8 protein-coding genes and 4 tRNA genes are annotated in these 15,124 nt (G+C 45.3%); 10 read left to right on the forward strand and 2 right to left on the reverse strand.

The window, feature by feature from the left end:
* Positions 1-288 precede the first annotated feature (288 nt).
* From MHN02_RS02750 to lolE, 8 genes are all read left to right on the forward strand, one after another.
* Positions 289-1,779 (forward strand): TIGR03503 family protein, encoded by a 1,491-nt coding sequence (locus MHN02_RS02750; RefSeq protein WP_171338712.1) that lies wholly within the window; start codon positions 289-291, stop codon positions 1,777-1,779.
* A 215-nt stretch (positions 1,780-1,994) separates the two neighbouring features.
* Positions 1,995-2,071: transfer RNA gene (locus tag MHN02_RS02755), tRNA-Asp, on the forward strand.
* Between the two features lie 30 nt (positions 2,072-2,101).
* Positions 2,102-2,178: transfer RNA gene (locus tag MHN02_RS02760), tRNA-Asp, on the forward strand.
* A gap of 30 nt (positions 2,179-2,208) precedes the next feature.
* Positions 2,209-2,285: transfer RNA gene (locus tag MHN02_RS02765), tRNA-Asp, on the forward strand.
* A 31-nt stretch (positions 2,286-2,316) separates the two neighbouring features.
* Positions 2,317-2,393: transfer RNA gene (locus tag MHN02_RS02770), tRNA-Asp, on the forward strand.
* Positions 2,394-2,709: 316 nt separating this feature from the next.
* A complete protein-coding gene (locus MHN02_RS02775) occupies positions 2,710-4,263 on the forward strand; it encodes an EAL domain-containing protein (protein WP_239244435.1) in 1,554 nt (517 codons plus the stop codon).
* Between the two features lie 101 nt (positions 4,264-4,364).
* A complete protein-coding gene (gene lolD, locus MHN02_RS02780) occupies positions 4,365-5,075 on the forward strand; it encodes a lipoprotein-releasing ABC transporter ATP-binding protein LolD (RefSeq protein ID WP_239244437.1) in 711 nt (236 codons plus the stop codon).
* On the forward strand, positions 5,062-6,288 hold the full coding sequence (gene lolE, locus MHN02_RS02785; protein ID WP_239244439.1) for a lipoprotein-releasing ABC transporter permease subunit LolE: 1,227 nt from the start codon (positions 5,062-5,064) through the stop codon (positions 6,286-6,288). Before lolD ends, lolE begins: the two co-directional genes overlap by 14 nt.
* Before the next feature lie 339 nt (positions 6,289-6,627).
* On the opposite strand, the gene MHN02_RS02790 is transcribed toward lolE, so the two are convergent.
* The gene (locus tag MHN02_RS02790) at positions 6,628-7,974 is read right to left on the reverse strand and encodes a dicarboxylate/amino acid:cation symporter (protein WP_014949187.1); all 1,347 of its coding nucleotides are present in this window, start codon (positions 7,972-7,974) and stop codon (positions 6,628-6,630) included.
* A 114-nt stretch (positions 7,975-8,088) separates the two neighbouring features.
* Between MHN02_RS02790 and MHN02_RS02795 the strand changes: the two genes are divergently transcribed.
* Complete coding sequence (locus MHN02_RS02795; protein WP_239244441.1) at positions 8,089-10,638, forward strand: Ig-like domain-containing protein; 2,550 nt, start codon at positions 8,089-8,091, stop codon at positions 10,636-10,638.
* A 78-nt stretch (positions 10,639-10,716) separates the two neighbouring features.
* Here the strand turns inward: MHN02_RS02795 and astB are convergent, their stop codons facing one another.
* Positions 10,717-12,057, reverse strand: coding sequence for an N-succinylarginine dihydrolase (gene astB / locus MHN02_RS02800; RefSeq protein WP_239244443.1), 1,341 nt, complete (start codon positions 12,055-12,057; stop codon positions 10,717-10,719).
* Between the two features lie 395 nt (positions 12,058-12,452).
* On the opposite strand from astB, the gene topA reads away from it, so the two are divergent.
* The gene (gene topA / locus MHN02_RS02805) at positions 12,453-15,107 is read left to right on the forward strand and encodes a type I DNA topoisomerase (protein WP_239244445.1); all 2,655 of its coding nucleotides are present in this window, start codon (positions 12,453-12,455) and stop codon (positions 15,105-15,107) included.
* The last annotated feature ends 17 nt before the right edge of the window (positions 15,108-15,124 follow it).

Here is a 15,124-nt window from a genome sequence, read left to right on the forward strand (position 1 = left end):
CTAAATGGAAGCCTTTTAATCGCGAAACAGTCCTGCAAGCCTAGCGGGCTAAGTTAAAGGACTGTGACAAAGAGTAAAAGGCTTCCATAACGACCCCTTTGGGCAGCGCCTTTGTGCCATCTATACTGCGTTGAATGTTCTCGATTTAGAATCACTAAACCGTCAAACATTCGCCTTGCCTAGATGGCACACAGACCGCAGCAAAAATGTACAGCAAAGGTCAACAGGCCCTAGCTAAACACGTTTAATTAGAAAGAAAAAAGCTAAACAGTGCAGGAGCAGCGTAGCGTGAAAGTGTGGTTTTATTGGGTAATTTTTTTATCATTGTTTATACACTTAAGCGCTGGCGCTCAGTCGCAAGAAGACGAACGCGACGCTGCTAGGCAGCTTGCTGATAGCGCTGTACAAAATGCTCAATCAAACAACGCAACAATAGATACATCTCCTCTTACAGAGCTCGGTGACGAATACACCAACTCCATTCAATTGTTACAAAACCGCTTTCGCGTTGACTATAACGTTAAAGAAATCACCATGGTTTTCTTTAGGGAGTACGGTTCTGCTCCTGTAGTGCTGGTTAGACCCGATGGTTCAAAGCTATTTCAAGGGCGGGTCGACGAAGAAAAGGTGCAGTGGTACGACGCTGATACCTTTGACATGATCACCATCAAAGATCCTGTGCCTGGGCCTTGGCAAGCTGTAGGTCAAGTATTACCGCAAAGCCGTGTAATGGTTTTGTCTAATGTTGAACTTCATGCTGAGCCGCTACCGAATGTGCTGTTTGCTGGCGAAATACTTAAATCCACAGCCTATTTAACCAACAACGGCAAGCCTATAGAAAACAAACAGTTCAGAGATGTCGTCGACTTAGAGATTGAGTTTAAGAGTACCAATAACCCTAACTACGGCAACTTTGGTACAAATGACCAGCGCATAGCGACATTTAAAGACGATGGGCGAGGGATGGATGAGCGACCAGGAGATGGCATTTTTACTGGCCAGTTCAACTTGAAAATACCGGCTGGTGAATGGAAGCCTAATTTTCGCGTGAGTACACCAATGTACACCCGCGAGCAAATAGGCGAACTTATCGTTTTACATGAAAATCCCGTCTCTATTGATGTTGAAATGGATGGAGGCGGAGAGGGCTATCATAAAATTGTTATTGATGTAGACCGTGAACTAGTCGACATCGAGTCACTGCTAGTCGATGGCAAAGTGAAGTTTCCTAATTCCGATATGCAGAATTTTTCGCTAACAGAAGGCGGTGTGGATCCTCGAGAGCACTTAATTGTCGCCTACGAAGAAGGAATTTTTAGGGTAAAGCTCACTGCTTACGGCACGACAATGGATGGGCGCGATTTTATATTAGATGTCCCTGAATATAGTTTTGTGGCAGAGGGACCAGCCGAGCCTGAGATTGAAGACCCTTTAATCAATGGAAAAGATCCTATCGTTGATGGCAGTGCACCCTTAATAACGCAACCTGAAGTGCCAGAAGACGATATGCAGCCAAATTCGGTAGAAGATGAAATGGATGATGGGACGCTAACCCTCATTCTGGTGGCCGTAAATGGGTCTATAGTGCTCATCGGAGTAATCGCTGCTGCTGTGATTATTATTATGCGAAAAAAGGCGTCTGCGCCTAAGCAAGCAAATAGTACTGCAAAGCCATCGGGAGAAACCACCGATGCTGACCTTACTATGGAATCTGAACCTAAGGGGTTTAAAAAACTATTAGGGCTATTCAAAAAGCGTGAAAAAGCTGAAAAGGAATAGCAGGGAGACCAGCGCTTCAGTTTAAGGCGTCGCTAATTTGTTCACTTTGAATTTTATTTCGACATAATGCCTATTAAACAGGCAAACAAACCGCAGATGACAATTTTATTAATAAAAAGCGTTGACTCCACATAGGGGAATACGTATTATCTGCGCCGCAGTCAGGGGACAGGGCAACAACAGCCAAGTCAACTCACTGATAACATTGAAGATGTGGAGCGGTAGTTCAGTTGGTTAGAATACCGGCCTGTCACGCCGGGGGTCGCGGGTTCGAGTCCCGTCCGCTCCGCCACTCTTTCAATGGTATAACTAAAAGGTCTTCGGAGCGGTAGTTCAGTTGGTTAGAATACCGGCCTGTCACGCCGGGGGTCGCGGGTTCGAGTCCCGTCCGCTCCGCCATTTAGTTATACAGCGCAATCTCGATTATGTGGAGCGGTAGTTCAGTTGGTTAGAATACCGGCCTGTCACGCCGGGGGTCGCGGGTTCGAGTCCCGTCCGCTCCGCCATTAATCGAATAAAGCGCGCTTCCCATTATGCGGAGCGGTAGTTCAGTTGGTTAGAATACCGGCCTGTCACGCCGGGGGTCGCGGGTTCGAGTCCCGTCCGCTCCGCCATTAATGATAAGTTTTCTTCTTAGATAATTCCCCCTTCTGGGGACACTCAAAAAGTTCTTTTTTTACTCTGCAGTTAAAATTGCTGTTCTCGCAATCGCACTTTATTTATTCTTACCCTCTTGTCAGTTAGCCATTCAAGAAATTGCTCCATTTCCCAATTGCACAATGTGACACTAGAAACATTATTCCTTTTCGATTAATAGTCATCTATAAAGTAAAAAAACACCGAACAAACAGTAACATGCCCTAAAGTCGTAGTGTCTTTTTTTTAATTTGTACTAAAGTTAGGTCGTTCACGCTAAAAAACTCGGAAATTATGAATAAAAGCGACCAAAAACAGTACTTTCTTGCTGATAATTTAAAAGCAATTGGGGTGTCATTGCTAAGCGTAGTGGGTGTGACCCTATTACTCGCTATCGTTATGTTTGTGTTTATTCGAGAACAAGAGGAAAGTCGCGCTACAGAAATACTAGATAATGTGCGCGTAGTATTTAGAGATGCTGAGATCACGCTCGATTACCTAAATGCGCTGCCGTATCAAACCTGTGAAATGGATAACTTAGCGGAAATGCGAAAAACCTTGTTTCGCTCTCGATTTGTAAAAGAGATAGGCTTTTATCAAAATAACGAGCTATTGTGCAGTACTTATTTGGGCATTCTAGAAGAGCCCATGAAAGAGGTTAAGCCTGATTTTTATACTCAGCTTGGCGACGCTTTTTGGATAAATACTCCTCTTCAGCTTTTCGATAAACAAGCTACCGGTACTATAGTACAGCGCGGACGTTACAACGCAGTATTGGATATGGATAGTGTCATTGGTTACAGCTACACGCAAGATTGGCAGCTGTTCTACAATGGCGATCAGTTTTATCATATGGCAGGTAATCCTAGCCTTGTCGGTTCTACCCTCAGCCAAGATGAGATGGACGCAGGCACTGGCTATTTTTCCTTACAATTTATCCAGTGTGATGAACGCTACAATCATACCTGCCTAAAAGTGAAATCTGATCACGGTCGCGTATTAGATTTGCACATGGGCAAGCTGGTGTTGTTTGTGTTTGCTATGTTAATGACAGCAGCGTTGACGCATATGCTTACCTTTAACTATTTAAGACGACGACGTTCACTTGAGTCTCGCGTCAGTAAAGGGCTAAAAGAACATAAGTTCTATTGCTTGTACCAACCTTTTGTAAACTTGGAATCGGGAAAGGTCATTGGGTGCGAAGTATTGAGTCGATTTGAGGATGAATTTGGGCCGATTTACCCTGACGAATTTATTCCTCAGGTAAAAGAGCAGGATATGACCTGGGAATTTACGGTTGATATGATTACCACCGCCATGAGAGAACTCAACGAAAACCCAGAGATCCCCGAAGGCTTTAAGGTATCGTTTAATCTATTCCCCTTCGATTTTACCCGCGAAGGTTGTTTGGACCTAGACTTTGTACTAGATATGAACGTAAAGAACTTCAAGTTAGTTTTAGAGATCACTGAAGATGAGCAAATCGCCACTCATAGTGCGGTGAAGCATATTAAGTCACTGAAGAGTAAAGGCTTCTTATTTGCAATTGACGACTTTGGAGTGGGTTATTCAAATTTAAGCCAGCTTAAAACGCTAAACTGTGATTACCTTAAAATTGACCGCAGCTTTGTTATGGATATGGAAGATAACAGCATTCGTTCATCGCTTATCCCTCACATTGTGAGCATTGCCGAAGGACTTAATGTTGATTTGATTGCAGAAGGGGTTGAAAACATTGATCAATGCAATGAACTGAAAGGATTAACCATCGGCTTTGGTCAAGGGTGGTTATTTGGCAAGCCACAGTCTGCGGATGCGTTGGCCAAAAGCGTTCAAGGCACGCAATAATACAGATTGATATTTACGTTTTAGCGCTGTTATTTTTCAGTTGGTGTTGGTAGTGTTTAACGCTACCATTCACCGTCTGGAAATTAAAGAAGAATACTCGCATGCAGGACGTGCTAATTTGCCGCAATATTAATAAAACTTATCAAGATGGCAGTAATGCTACCCCCGTTTTACACGATGTCTCTCTTTCAATAAAAGCTGGCGAACATGTTGCTATTTTAGGTAGCTCCGGCTCAGGTAAAAGCACCCTTTTACATATTCTTGGAGGGTTGGATAAACCTTCTAGCGGCGAAGTCGAATTCAATGGAAAATCACTCGGTCAATTATCTGGAAATGCATTAGCAAAGCTTCGCAATGACGAAATGGGCTTTATCTATCAATTTCATCATTTACTCGGTGAATTCACAGCGTTAGAAAATGTAGCAATGCCGCTAAGAATTAGAGGGCTCTCGACCAAATTGGCACAAGGCAAGGCTCGTGAAATGTTAGATGAAGTTGGGCTTTCTCACCGCGTCGACCATTTACCATCGACCATGTCAGGCGGTGAACGACAGCGTGTGGCAATAGCACGAGCTTTAGTTACCGAGCCATCAGTGGTACTGGCCGACGAACCTACAGGAAATCTTGATGACTCGACGGGTGAGCAAATTTATAAACTGCTTACTAGCTTAAGTGATAAAAAAGGGACAGCGTTTGTTGTCGTTACCCATGATATTACCTTGGCCGGGAAAATGGACAGGGTACTGAAGATAAAGGACGGCAGATTAGCGAGCGATACGTTATTCAAGGAGAACCAAGATGCTCGCCTTTGAATTGGCCCAACGCTTCAGAAAAACACGTTCAGAACAGCGTTTCATCTCTTTTATTTCTATGTCATCCACCATTGGGATTGCCCTTGGTTGCTTTGTACTAATTGTGTTGCTGAGCGTAATGAACGGGTTTGAAAAAGAGCTTACAAGTCGTATTTTGAGTGTGGTTCCTCATGGTGAATTATATAGCAAGAGCGAAAGCGGGATAGAAAATTTAGACGCGCAGCTCTATCGTTTGTCTCAAGATAGCCGTATTGCCTCTGTCACGCCATACACAGGGATAACCGGAATGTTGCAGTCAAAGGGGGAGTTGAAGGCAATTAGCGTTACTGGTATTCCGGTTAACAGTGTTAGCGACAAATATGCTGAAAGAGTCACAAGTGACGATTGGCAACGTTTTTCGACGCAGAAAAATGGTCTCATTGTAGGAAAGGGTATTTTCGCTTCCATGGACCTTAATATTGGTGACATTGTTCAAATACTCATTCCCCAAACAACACAGGATCTAACCTTCAAAGCCCCACGTTCAATTACGCTTTCTGTTTCTGGAGTGCTATCTGTTGGCGGTGAACTCGATAACCAACTGGGTTTAATGCACTTGGAAACAGCGTCTGAAGCTATTGGTATTTCATCTAAGTCACAAGGAATTCAGTTTACACTTAACGACCCATTTTCAGCTTACGACACGATGCGAGATATAGGTTACAGCTACCCTCAGGGTGTTTACATGTCTGACTGGACACGTACCCAGGGCCATTTATATAACGATATTCAGCTAGTTAGAGCTGTGGTGTATATCGCCTTGACGCTAGTCATTGCCGTTGCTTGTTTTAACATTGTGTCGTCACTGGTTATGGCGGTTAGAGACAAACAGGCTGCCATCGCAATATTAAAAACCATGGGTGCGACGGATCGTTTAATTCGCAATACCTTCGTGTTCCAGGGCGTTATCAATGGCGTTATAGGCATTACTGTAGGTGTGGTTTTAGCGCTACTGGTAGCACCTAACCTCTCTGAGATTGTTCGCTTTATTGAGGTGGCGATAGGCATAGAAATTCTATCAGGCGATATATATTTCATCGATTTCCTACCATCTGATCTACATTGGCAAGACGTTGTTGTAACCGTGGTTGTTGCTATGTTCTTGAGTGTGGGCGCTACTATTTACCCGGCGCAAAAGGCAGCTAAAGTATCACCTTCATCAGCGCTTCACTAACTTTAAGCTCAATAGGGTAAGTAATACCAATCCGCATAGATCATTACCCACTCAGCGAGAGTTAAAATGTTCGTAATCGCGGCGTGTTACCGCAGGTATAAAGGTTCTACATCAAGGTGACACAACAAAGAGTACGGACATTTTAAACTCGCCCTTCGGGAAGGTCTGGCAAGCTTCCTAGCTTCATTCTGGGAATTTGAAGGGCAATTATCTATGCGGATTGGTATAACGGAGCAAGCAACTAACTAAAAAGGCCAGCAATTGATGCTGGCCTTTTTTAGTTTGCGACTGCTTATGTAAACTCATATGTAAATCGAGCTAAAGAAGCTTTTGTAGTCGTTACTTATTCTTTTCAAAATGTTCGAAGTCCACATCTTCCTGCTTCAAACCGGCTTTAGGATCGTTATAAACGCTTTCGTCCAACGCACCTTCGCTTTTAGCTACAATGCACGACACCATACAGTCGCCTGTAATGTTTACCGCAGTGCGTGTCATATCCAGCAGTCTGTCCACACCGATAATTAGTGCGATCCCTTCAACCGGTAGGTTCACTTGCTGCAATACCATAGCTAGCATAATAAGGCCCACACCTGGCACACCGGCGGTTCCGATAGAAGCAAGGGTGGCGGTAAGTACTACCATCATATAGTCGCCAAGGCTTAAATCGACAGCGTAAACCTGGGCAATAAAGACCGTGGCAACACCTTGCATTATGGCCGTGCCGTCCATGTTAATTGTTGCGCCTAGCGGCAGGGTGAACGACGATACCGAGTTACCTACGCCAAGCTTGTTTTTCGCCGTTTCCATTGTGACGGGCAAGGTAGCGCTACTGCTTGAGGTACTAAATGCGAATAGCGCAGCGTCACGCATTTTCTTCATCAAGATAACAGGGTTTAATCCCGATAAAGCTTTTAGCAGCACTGAGTAGGTTACCAGGCCGTGAAGGATTAACACGCCAAATACTAAGAAGAAATATTTCGCCAGGCTCAGAATTGTTTCGCCACCAATAGTGGAGAAGAGTTTCGCCATCAACACGTACACGCCGTATGGCGCTAAGTTCATGATGATGGTAACAAGTCGCATGATTACCGTATTAATATCTTCAAAGATAGCGGTAAGACGCTTGCCCGCATCACCTGTCATCGCCATAGCTATACCAAACAGTACGGCGAACACAATGATCTGTAGCATGTTGCCCTGTGCCATTGAGTTAATTGGGTTGCTTGGGAACATGTTAACGATAACGTCAGACAGGCTAGGGGCCTCTTTCGCTTGGAAGGTAGTTTCTGTTGTTAGATTTAGCCCGTCACCCGGAGACACCACTAAAGCTATACTCATGGCTAGTGTTATGGCAATGGCGGTTGTGACAACATAGAGTCCGACTGACTTTGCGCCAAGTCTTCCCAATTTACTAGGGTCAGACAGTGTGCTGGTTCCGCAAATTAAGGAAACAAACACAAGAGGAACCACAAGCATTTTTAAGCTGGCAATAAATATTTGGCCGAGAGTGGAAAATATACCTTCTACAAGAATGTTATACGTTGAGAACTCTAAACCGAATATCGAAAAAGTAAAATCTCCGCTATCATCAAACAATAATTGGAGAAAGACACCAGTCAAGATACCGGCAGCCATGCCGATAAAGATGCGGGCGGTTAAACTATATTTATGTGCAGATGAAGACATTAATGTTCCCTGTGCATTTTTATATTTTTAATCTTTCGTAGTGTGCCAGATTCAGTTGATTTTTAAACATAAAAAACGACGCAATTGTCAATAAAAGAGGTTCAGGAACGAATTATGTCGACATTAGCGAAAACGCTAAGCCTAATTAGCGCATTATTTATGCTAACAGCATGTGGTGGGGGCGGTTCATCAGTCTCTCGAGATAACACGGATAACGGAAGCGGAGACGGCGGTACCACATCACCAACCTATTCAATCGCTTTGTCATTAGAAAATGAGAGTGGTGCGAGCGATAACAGCCTTTCTGAAGACAATAGTCTGTTTGTTGTTGCGACCGTGTCAGATCAAGATGGCAATCCGCATGCAGACGCGTTATTAACCTTTACGCTAAGCAACGAACAACTAGCCGAGTTTGGCAACGACACGGGAACGGCGCGTACAAATTCAAATGGTGTAGCTCGATTACGCCTTAATGCCAGTACGGCTTCTGGAGATGGCGAAATTACCGCTGCGCTCGGTAGCGGCGAAACGGGAACTACCACGTTTTCAGCCACAGCGGTGACAAGCACCGACCCAACCACAATAAGTGTATCGCTAGCCCTACAAAATGCAGCTGGGGAAGCAGACAACAGCTTATCTTCTAGCAACGCATTAGTTGCGCTGGCAACCGTGACTAATTCTGAGGGTGAGCCTCAGGCCGATTTGCTCCTAACTTTCTCATTGAGCAATGATGATTTAGCGACGTTTTCTAACGATACTGCCACTGCACTGACTAATGCAGAAGGCGTAGCGTCGATCGGTATGTCGGTGGGAAGCGCATCAGGGGATGGTGAAGTAACGGCTACTTTGCCAACGGGTGAAGCGGATTCAACCACATTCAGCTCTACAGGCAGTACAACGGTAAGTGAAGAACCAGCATCACTGGAGCTTTATGCTAACAGCATTCAACTCGCCTCAAGCGGTAGTGATGAAGTTGAGTTGATAGCACTGGTTAAAAATGAACAAAGTGTGCTGATGGAAGGGGTAGAAGTAAGCTTCTCTGCCGCATCGGGCGATGGGGTTGAACTTCAACTAACTCAACCAGAAACCGCCGCAGATGGTACAGCGCGCGCAATATTAACGTCTCAAAACGATGCGTCAAACCGCACCGTCACCATTACAGCAGGTGCAGGCAGCCTTACGCAAACAGTTGAAATTACCATTGCTGGTACAGAAGTCACCATCAACGGTGCGTCGTCAGTTATTTTGAACGACAGCGTAGATTATACAATTCGTGTTCAGGACTCTGACGGAACATCAATTCTCAACCAAGATGTAGTGCTAAGTGCGGTTAACGGAACGCTTAGCAGCACGACTGTTAATACGGGCGCAAACGGACAAGCGACAGTGTCTTACACTGCATCAACGTCTGGCGAAGATACTATCACTGCGGCAGCACTTAACGCTGAGACAAGCTTTACGGTGCAAGTTCAGCAAGACGAATTTAACTTTGTAAACTTGCCTACAGAGGAAGTGCCGCTAGGGCAGACTCAAACTATTACGGTCCAGTGGCGTCAAGACAACACGCCTGTGGTAGGTCAGAATGTTACTTTTAGCGCGTCACGTGGCGTTATCGCGGGCAACGCAACTGTAGTGACCGATGCAGAAGGGCAAGCAAGTATTGATATCAGTGCGAATAATGCAGGTATCTCTTCAATTACTGCATCAGCGAGTGACGGAAGTGGGAATGTGTTGGTTTCAGCACTCACTCAGATTGAGTTTATTGCTACCACACCTCACACACTGATTGCCGATGCATCACCTGACATCATTGGCCCTGACGGTCAAACCAGTACCATCAGTGCAGTTGTTCGCGACGTTGATGGAAACTTGGTGAAGAACAGTGTGGTTAACTTCTCTGTATCTGACGTATCGACCGGATTTGTATCACCTTCTCAGGCAACCACCGACAGCAAGGGGATAGCGACCACCGTTTTTACTTCAGGATCGGTATCGACTCAAGACGCGGTAGTGGTTACTGCTTTTGTTGCTGACGACCCAGCCATTGACGACGAGGTTGTGTTAACAGTGGGCGCACGTGCTTTTGATATCTCGCTAGGAACAGGTAATGAGCTAGAAGAAGCCACATCGACTTCTTACCTAAAGCGCTTTGGTGTGTTTGTATCAGATTCTGCAGGTCAACCAGTCAGTGGCGTTAACCTGACTGCGTCAGTTGCGCCGGTAAAATACGTAAATGGCGGTGAGTATAGAACCGGCTTTTGGGTATTCGACGATGATGCTTCTCAATGGGTTGCAATAGTAAATCAAAACTGTGAAACCGAAGACGTTAACGACAACGGTATTTTGGATACAACACCAAGAGATGAAGATACCAATGAAGACGGTATGTTAACTCCTGGATTAATTGGAACCATCGCGTTTGCCAACGGTGCAGCGGTGACAGATGAGAATGGCTACGCGGAATTGGAATACCGTTATCCTCGCAGTTATGCAATCTGGTATGACGCCGTCATTTCAGTGTTCGGGCAGTCTACAGGCAGTGAAGCAAGTGCGAAGATGCGTTACACCCTAAGTATTTCTGCTGACGATGTGACGGATGAAGGGGCGTCACCGCCGGCAAATCCATTCGGCGTAACTGATCAGTGTACGCTGGTCACACCATAAAGAGTTTATACTTAATAAGTAACAAAAAGCCGGCTTATAGCCGGCTTTCTTTTTCGCTTAATTTTAATCAGACTTAACTTACGCCTGTTGGAATGGGTAAACCGAACCAATTTTAAGGATTTGTGTAAGCTCATCAAGCGCAGTACGAGATTCAATTAGCAGCTGCGGATCGCGCAAGTCATCTTCACCTAATTCATCGCGATAGTGCTTGTCGACCCAAGCGTTTAGGCGAGCGAACTGTGTATCGTTGATTAACGTATTTTGATTAACTGCGGCAAGTTCTTGGTCATTCATCGCAACGCGCAAACGCAAACATGCCGGACCACCGCCATTACGCATGCTTTGTTTAACATCAAAATAATTAACCGACTTAATGGGCGTGCCCAGAGTTACCAGCTTGTCTAAATAGCGCTTAACGGCTTCATTTTCCTCACACTCAGTTGGCGCGATGATGGTCATATCACCACCTGGAAGCGTTATAATTTGCGTATTGAACAAGTAAGTTTTTACTGCGTCTTGTACAGAGACTTCAGCAGTCGGCACTTCGATAAAGTGAAGCGGTTCGCTACCAAATTTAGCTTGAAGCTCTTTAAATCCTGCGTCTTTTTGATAAAACGCTTGCTCGTGGAAAAACAACACATTTTGGTTACCAACAGCGATCACATCGTTGTGGAATACGCCCTGGTCGATAACGTCTGGGTTTTGCTGCATGTAAACTACGCCATCGTTGTCTAGACCGTGTAAGCGAGCTACCGCTTGGCATGCTTCTAGCGTTTGGCGGGCCGGATATTTTTTCGGTGCTGGTTTGCTGGTATCAAATGCATGACGACCATAAACAAACAATTCTACGCCTGCCTGACCATAGTTGCTGCAAAGTCGCGTGTGGTTGGCTGCACCTTCGTCACCAAAATGCTCGTTATCTGGCAGGTGCTGGTGATGAGCAAAGTGCTTTTCGTTGGCAAATGTACCGCGCAGGATGTTGCCTGTAACCTGAGGCTCTAATGAACGATGGAACTTATTAGTCAAGTTAGCAGGGGTAAAGTGAACGCGACCATCGGCAGTATCGGCACTAGGAGACACAGTGGCGGCATTTGCAGTCCACATGCTACTGGCAGAACAACAAGCAAGGAAAATCTCGCGAGATTGCTTTGCAGCGCTTTCTAGCACACGAGCATCAGAGCCTGTGAAGCCTAATCGGCGCAGTGCGGCGATGTCAGGACGCTCTTGTGGGGCTAATACACCTTGAACCATTCCCATATCGGCCAACGCCTTTGCTTTGGCTAAGCCTTGCTTTGCAGCTTGTTTTGGACTGCTCTTTGCGTTTGCGTTGTTCAGGGAAGCGACATTGCCAAACGACAAACCGGCATAGTTATGGGTAGGTCCTACAAGACCATCAAAGTTAACTTCAAACTGCTTCATACTTTCCCTCATTCTTGGAGTTTTGGCGCTTGACCCTATATGTTACTTTTCCATACGCACTGCGATTAATTTAATAGCAGCGGCAACGCTTTCGTTCTTTTATAGGGGCAAACGATGCACTTCTTCACACCTGAACATGTTGTCAGGCTAGGTTGGAATGGCTGGCATTATACGGCTTTTAAGGCCAATGCCAATCGCGCTGTTTATTTATTGTACAGTTTTTGCGCGTGTTTAAAGCAAAGGAAAGAATAAGTATGAAGAAGATCTTGTTTTCCATTCACTTTGTAGATATATGTTAAAAAAGAGCGAGTACCCTATATATAGTGCAAGGTTGCTCCAATTTTCAGAATTTGACGTAAATAGTCATTAAAAATCAATAGGTTTAGTTCAATTATATGGCAAAATCACTGGTCATAGTCGAGTCACCAGCCAAAGCGAAAACGATAAATAAATATCTCGGTAAAAATTTTATCGTAAAAAGTTCGGTTGGCCACGTGCGAGATCTTCCGACGAAGGCTTTAGGCAAAGTAGAGCCTAAAAAACCGGCTAAAGAACTCAAAACTTTAAGCGAAGAAGAGCGTCAAGAGTATCTTCGCCGTCACGAATATTTGAAGCTTGTAGACAGAATGGGTGTGGATCCAGAGAAAGACTGGAAAGCCCACTATCAAGTGCTACAGGGTAAAGAGAAAGTCGTTAACGAACTTAAAAAACTTGCTAAAGATGCTGACACTATCTATCTCGCGACCGATTTGGACCGCGAAGGAGAAGCGATTGCATGGCATTTACAAGAGCTGCTAGGTAAAAAAGACAAAACTTACCAGCGAGTGGTGTTTAACGAAATTACTAAAAACGCGATTCAAGATGCGTTCTCAGATCCGGGCGAACTAAATATCTCTCGCGTCAACGCGCAGCAGGCTCGTCGATTCCTAGACCGTGTTGTAGGCTTCATGGTATCGCCACTTCTGTGGAAAAAAATTGCGCGAGGCCTCTCAGCAGGGCGCGTTCAATCGGTAGCGGTTAGGCTTGTTGTAGAGCGTGAGCGAGAAATTAAAGCGTTTGTACCTGAAGAGTTTTGGGACGTACACGCAGATTTAACTAGCCAGCAAAAAGCGGCACTGCGCATGCTGGTAGCAAAGCACCAGGGCAATGCGTTCAAGCCTAAAAACAAGGCCGAAACTGATAAAGCGCTTGCTGACTTAGAAGGGGCTAACTACACGGTAGAAAGCCGCGAGTCAAAGCCTACGCAAAGTCGTCCTTCTGCACCATTTATTACCTCAACGCTACAACAAGCGGCAAGTACTCGATTGGGCTTTGGTGTTAAGAAAACCATGATGATGGCACAGCGCCTTTATGAGGCGGGCTACATCACCTATATGCGTACAGATTCAACCAATTTAAGCCAAGAGGCGTTAGACAGTGCTCGTGCGTATATTTCAGATAATTTTGGTGAAAAGTACTTGCCTGATTCGCCAAATCGCTACGGAAGCAAAGAAGGTGCGCAAGAGGCGCACGAAGCGATCCGTCCTTCAAACGTGAGCATAAGTGCTCCAAGTTTGGGCGATATGGAACGCGATGCACAGCGTCTTTATGAGCTTATTTGGCGCCAGTTTGTGGCCTGTCAAATGACTCCAGCTAAGTACGATGCAACCACTATCAAAGTGGCGGCGGGCGATTACGAGCTGACGGCGAAAGGCCGCGTACTTAAGTTCGATGGTTGGACTCGCGTTCAACCTCAGCTTCGTAAGAAAGGCGAAGAAGAGCTCATGTTGCCTGATGTGCAAAAAGGCGATGTGCTTGACTTAAAAGCGCTTGATCCTAAACAGCACTTCACCAAGCCTGTAGCGCGATTTAATGAAGCTTCGTTGGTAAAAGAGCTTGAAAAACGCGGTATTGGTAGGCCATCGACCTACGCCAGTATTATTTCGACGATTCAAGATCGCGGCTATGTGCGCTTAGAGAACAAGCGTTTTTATGCCGAGAAAATGGGCGAAATAGTAAACGATCGTCTGATGGAAAACTTTGACGATTTAATGAGCTATGACTTTACTGCCAACATGGAGCAGCATCTTGATGATATTGCTGAAGGCAAGAAAGATTGGAAGGACGTGCTCAACGACTTTTACAGCGGCTTCTACGGAAAACTCTTAAACGCTGAGAAAGACCCTGAAGAGGGCGGTATGCGCTTGAATCAGGCAGTACCTGCAGGTGTTGAGTGCGATAAATGCGGCCGTGAAATGAACGTGAGAACCGCGTCAACTGGCGTATTCTTGGGCTGTTCAGGCTACAATTTACCGCCGAAAGAGCGCTGCACAAACACCATGAATTTAACGCCTGGTGACGAAGTCGTGAAAGTGGACGATGAAGAAGAGCTCGAAACAGAAGCGCTTCGTTCTAAAAAGCGTTGTCCTAAGTGCGGCACGGCGATGGATAGTTACTTGGTTGACGAAACCCGTAAACTTCATGTGTGTGGTAACACGCCAACATGTGATGGCACCTTAGTTGAAACAGGCACATTCAAGATAAAAGGCTATGACGGCCCCATTATTGAGTGTGACAAATGTGGCAGCGATATGGAGCTTAAAAACGGTCGATTTGGTAAATACTTTGGCTGCACTAACGAAGAGTGTAAGAATACTCGTAAACTACTTAGAAACGGCGAAGCTGCGCCGCCAAAAGAAGACCCAGTAGATTTACCTGAGCTTCCGTGTGAAAAGTCTGACGCGCACTTTATGCTACGTGATGGCGCTTCGGGTATTTTCTTAGCAGCGCATAACTTTCCAAAGTCGCGTGAAACTCGTGCACCGAAAGTGGAAGAACTTGCTCGCTTTAGAGATAGAATTTCGCCGAAATTCTACTATCTTGCTGATGCGCCACAAACGGACCCTGATGGTAACCCTGCAATAGTTCGATACAGCAGGAAGACCAAACAGCAATACGTGATGTCTGAAAATGACAACGGTAAAGCAACAGGATGGTCTGCGTGGTACGACAATGGCAAATGGCAGGAACAAGCCGCTAAAAAGCCAGCGACCAAAGCCAAGAAAAAGTAACGCCGTTACATCGGAAA

The organism is Alteromonas sp. CNT1-28 (assembly GCF_022348345.1).
Lineage (GTDB): Bacteria > Pseudomonadota > Gammaproteobacteria > Enterobacterales > Alteromonadaceae > Alteromonas > Alteromonas macleodii.

What these genes read in the sequence shown, in the direction of transcription:
- topA (WP_239244445.1), top strand. Translation starts at nt 12,453, where the DNA reads ATGGCAAAATCACTGGTCATAGTCGAGTCACCAGCCAAAGCGAAAACG.
- lolE (WP_239244439.1), top strand. Translation starts at nt 5,062, where the DNA reads ATGCTCGCCTTTGAATTGGCCCAACGCTTCAGAAAAACACGTTCAGAA.
- MHN02_RS02790 (WP_014949187.1), bottom strand. Translation starts at nt 7,974, where the DNA reads ATGTCTTCATCTGCACATAAATATAGTTTAACCGCCCGCATCTTTATC.
- MHN02_RS02795 (WP_239244441.1), top strand. Translation starts at nt 8,089, where the DNA reads ATGTCGACATTAGCGAAAACGCTAAGCCTAATTAGCGCATTATTTATG.
- MHN02_RS02775 (WP_239244435.1), top strand. Translation starts at nt 2,710, where the DNA reads ATGAATAAAAGCGACCAAAAACAGTACTTTCTTGCTGATAATTTAAAA.
- astB (WP_239244443.1), bottom strand. Translation starts at nt 12,057, where the DNA reads ATGAAGCAGTTTGAAGTTAACTTTGATGGTCTTGTAGGACCTACCCAT.
- lolD (WP_239244437.1), top strand. Translation starts at nt 4,365, where the DNA reads ATGCAGGACGTGCTAATTTGCCGCAATATTAATAAAACTTATCAAGAT.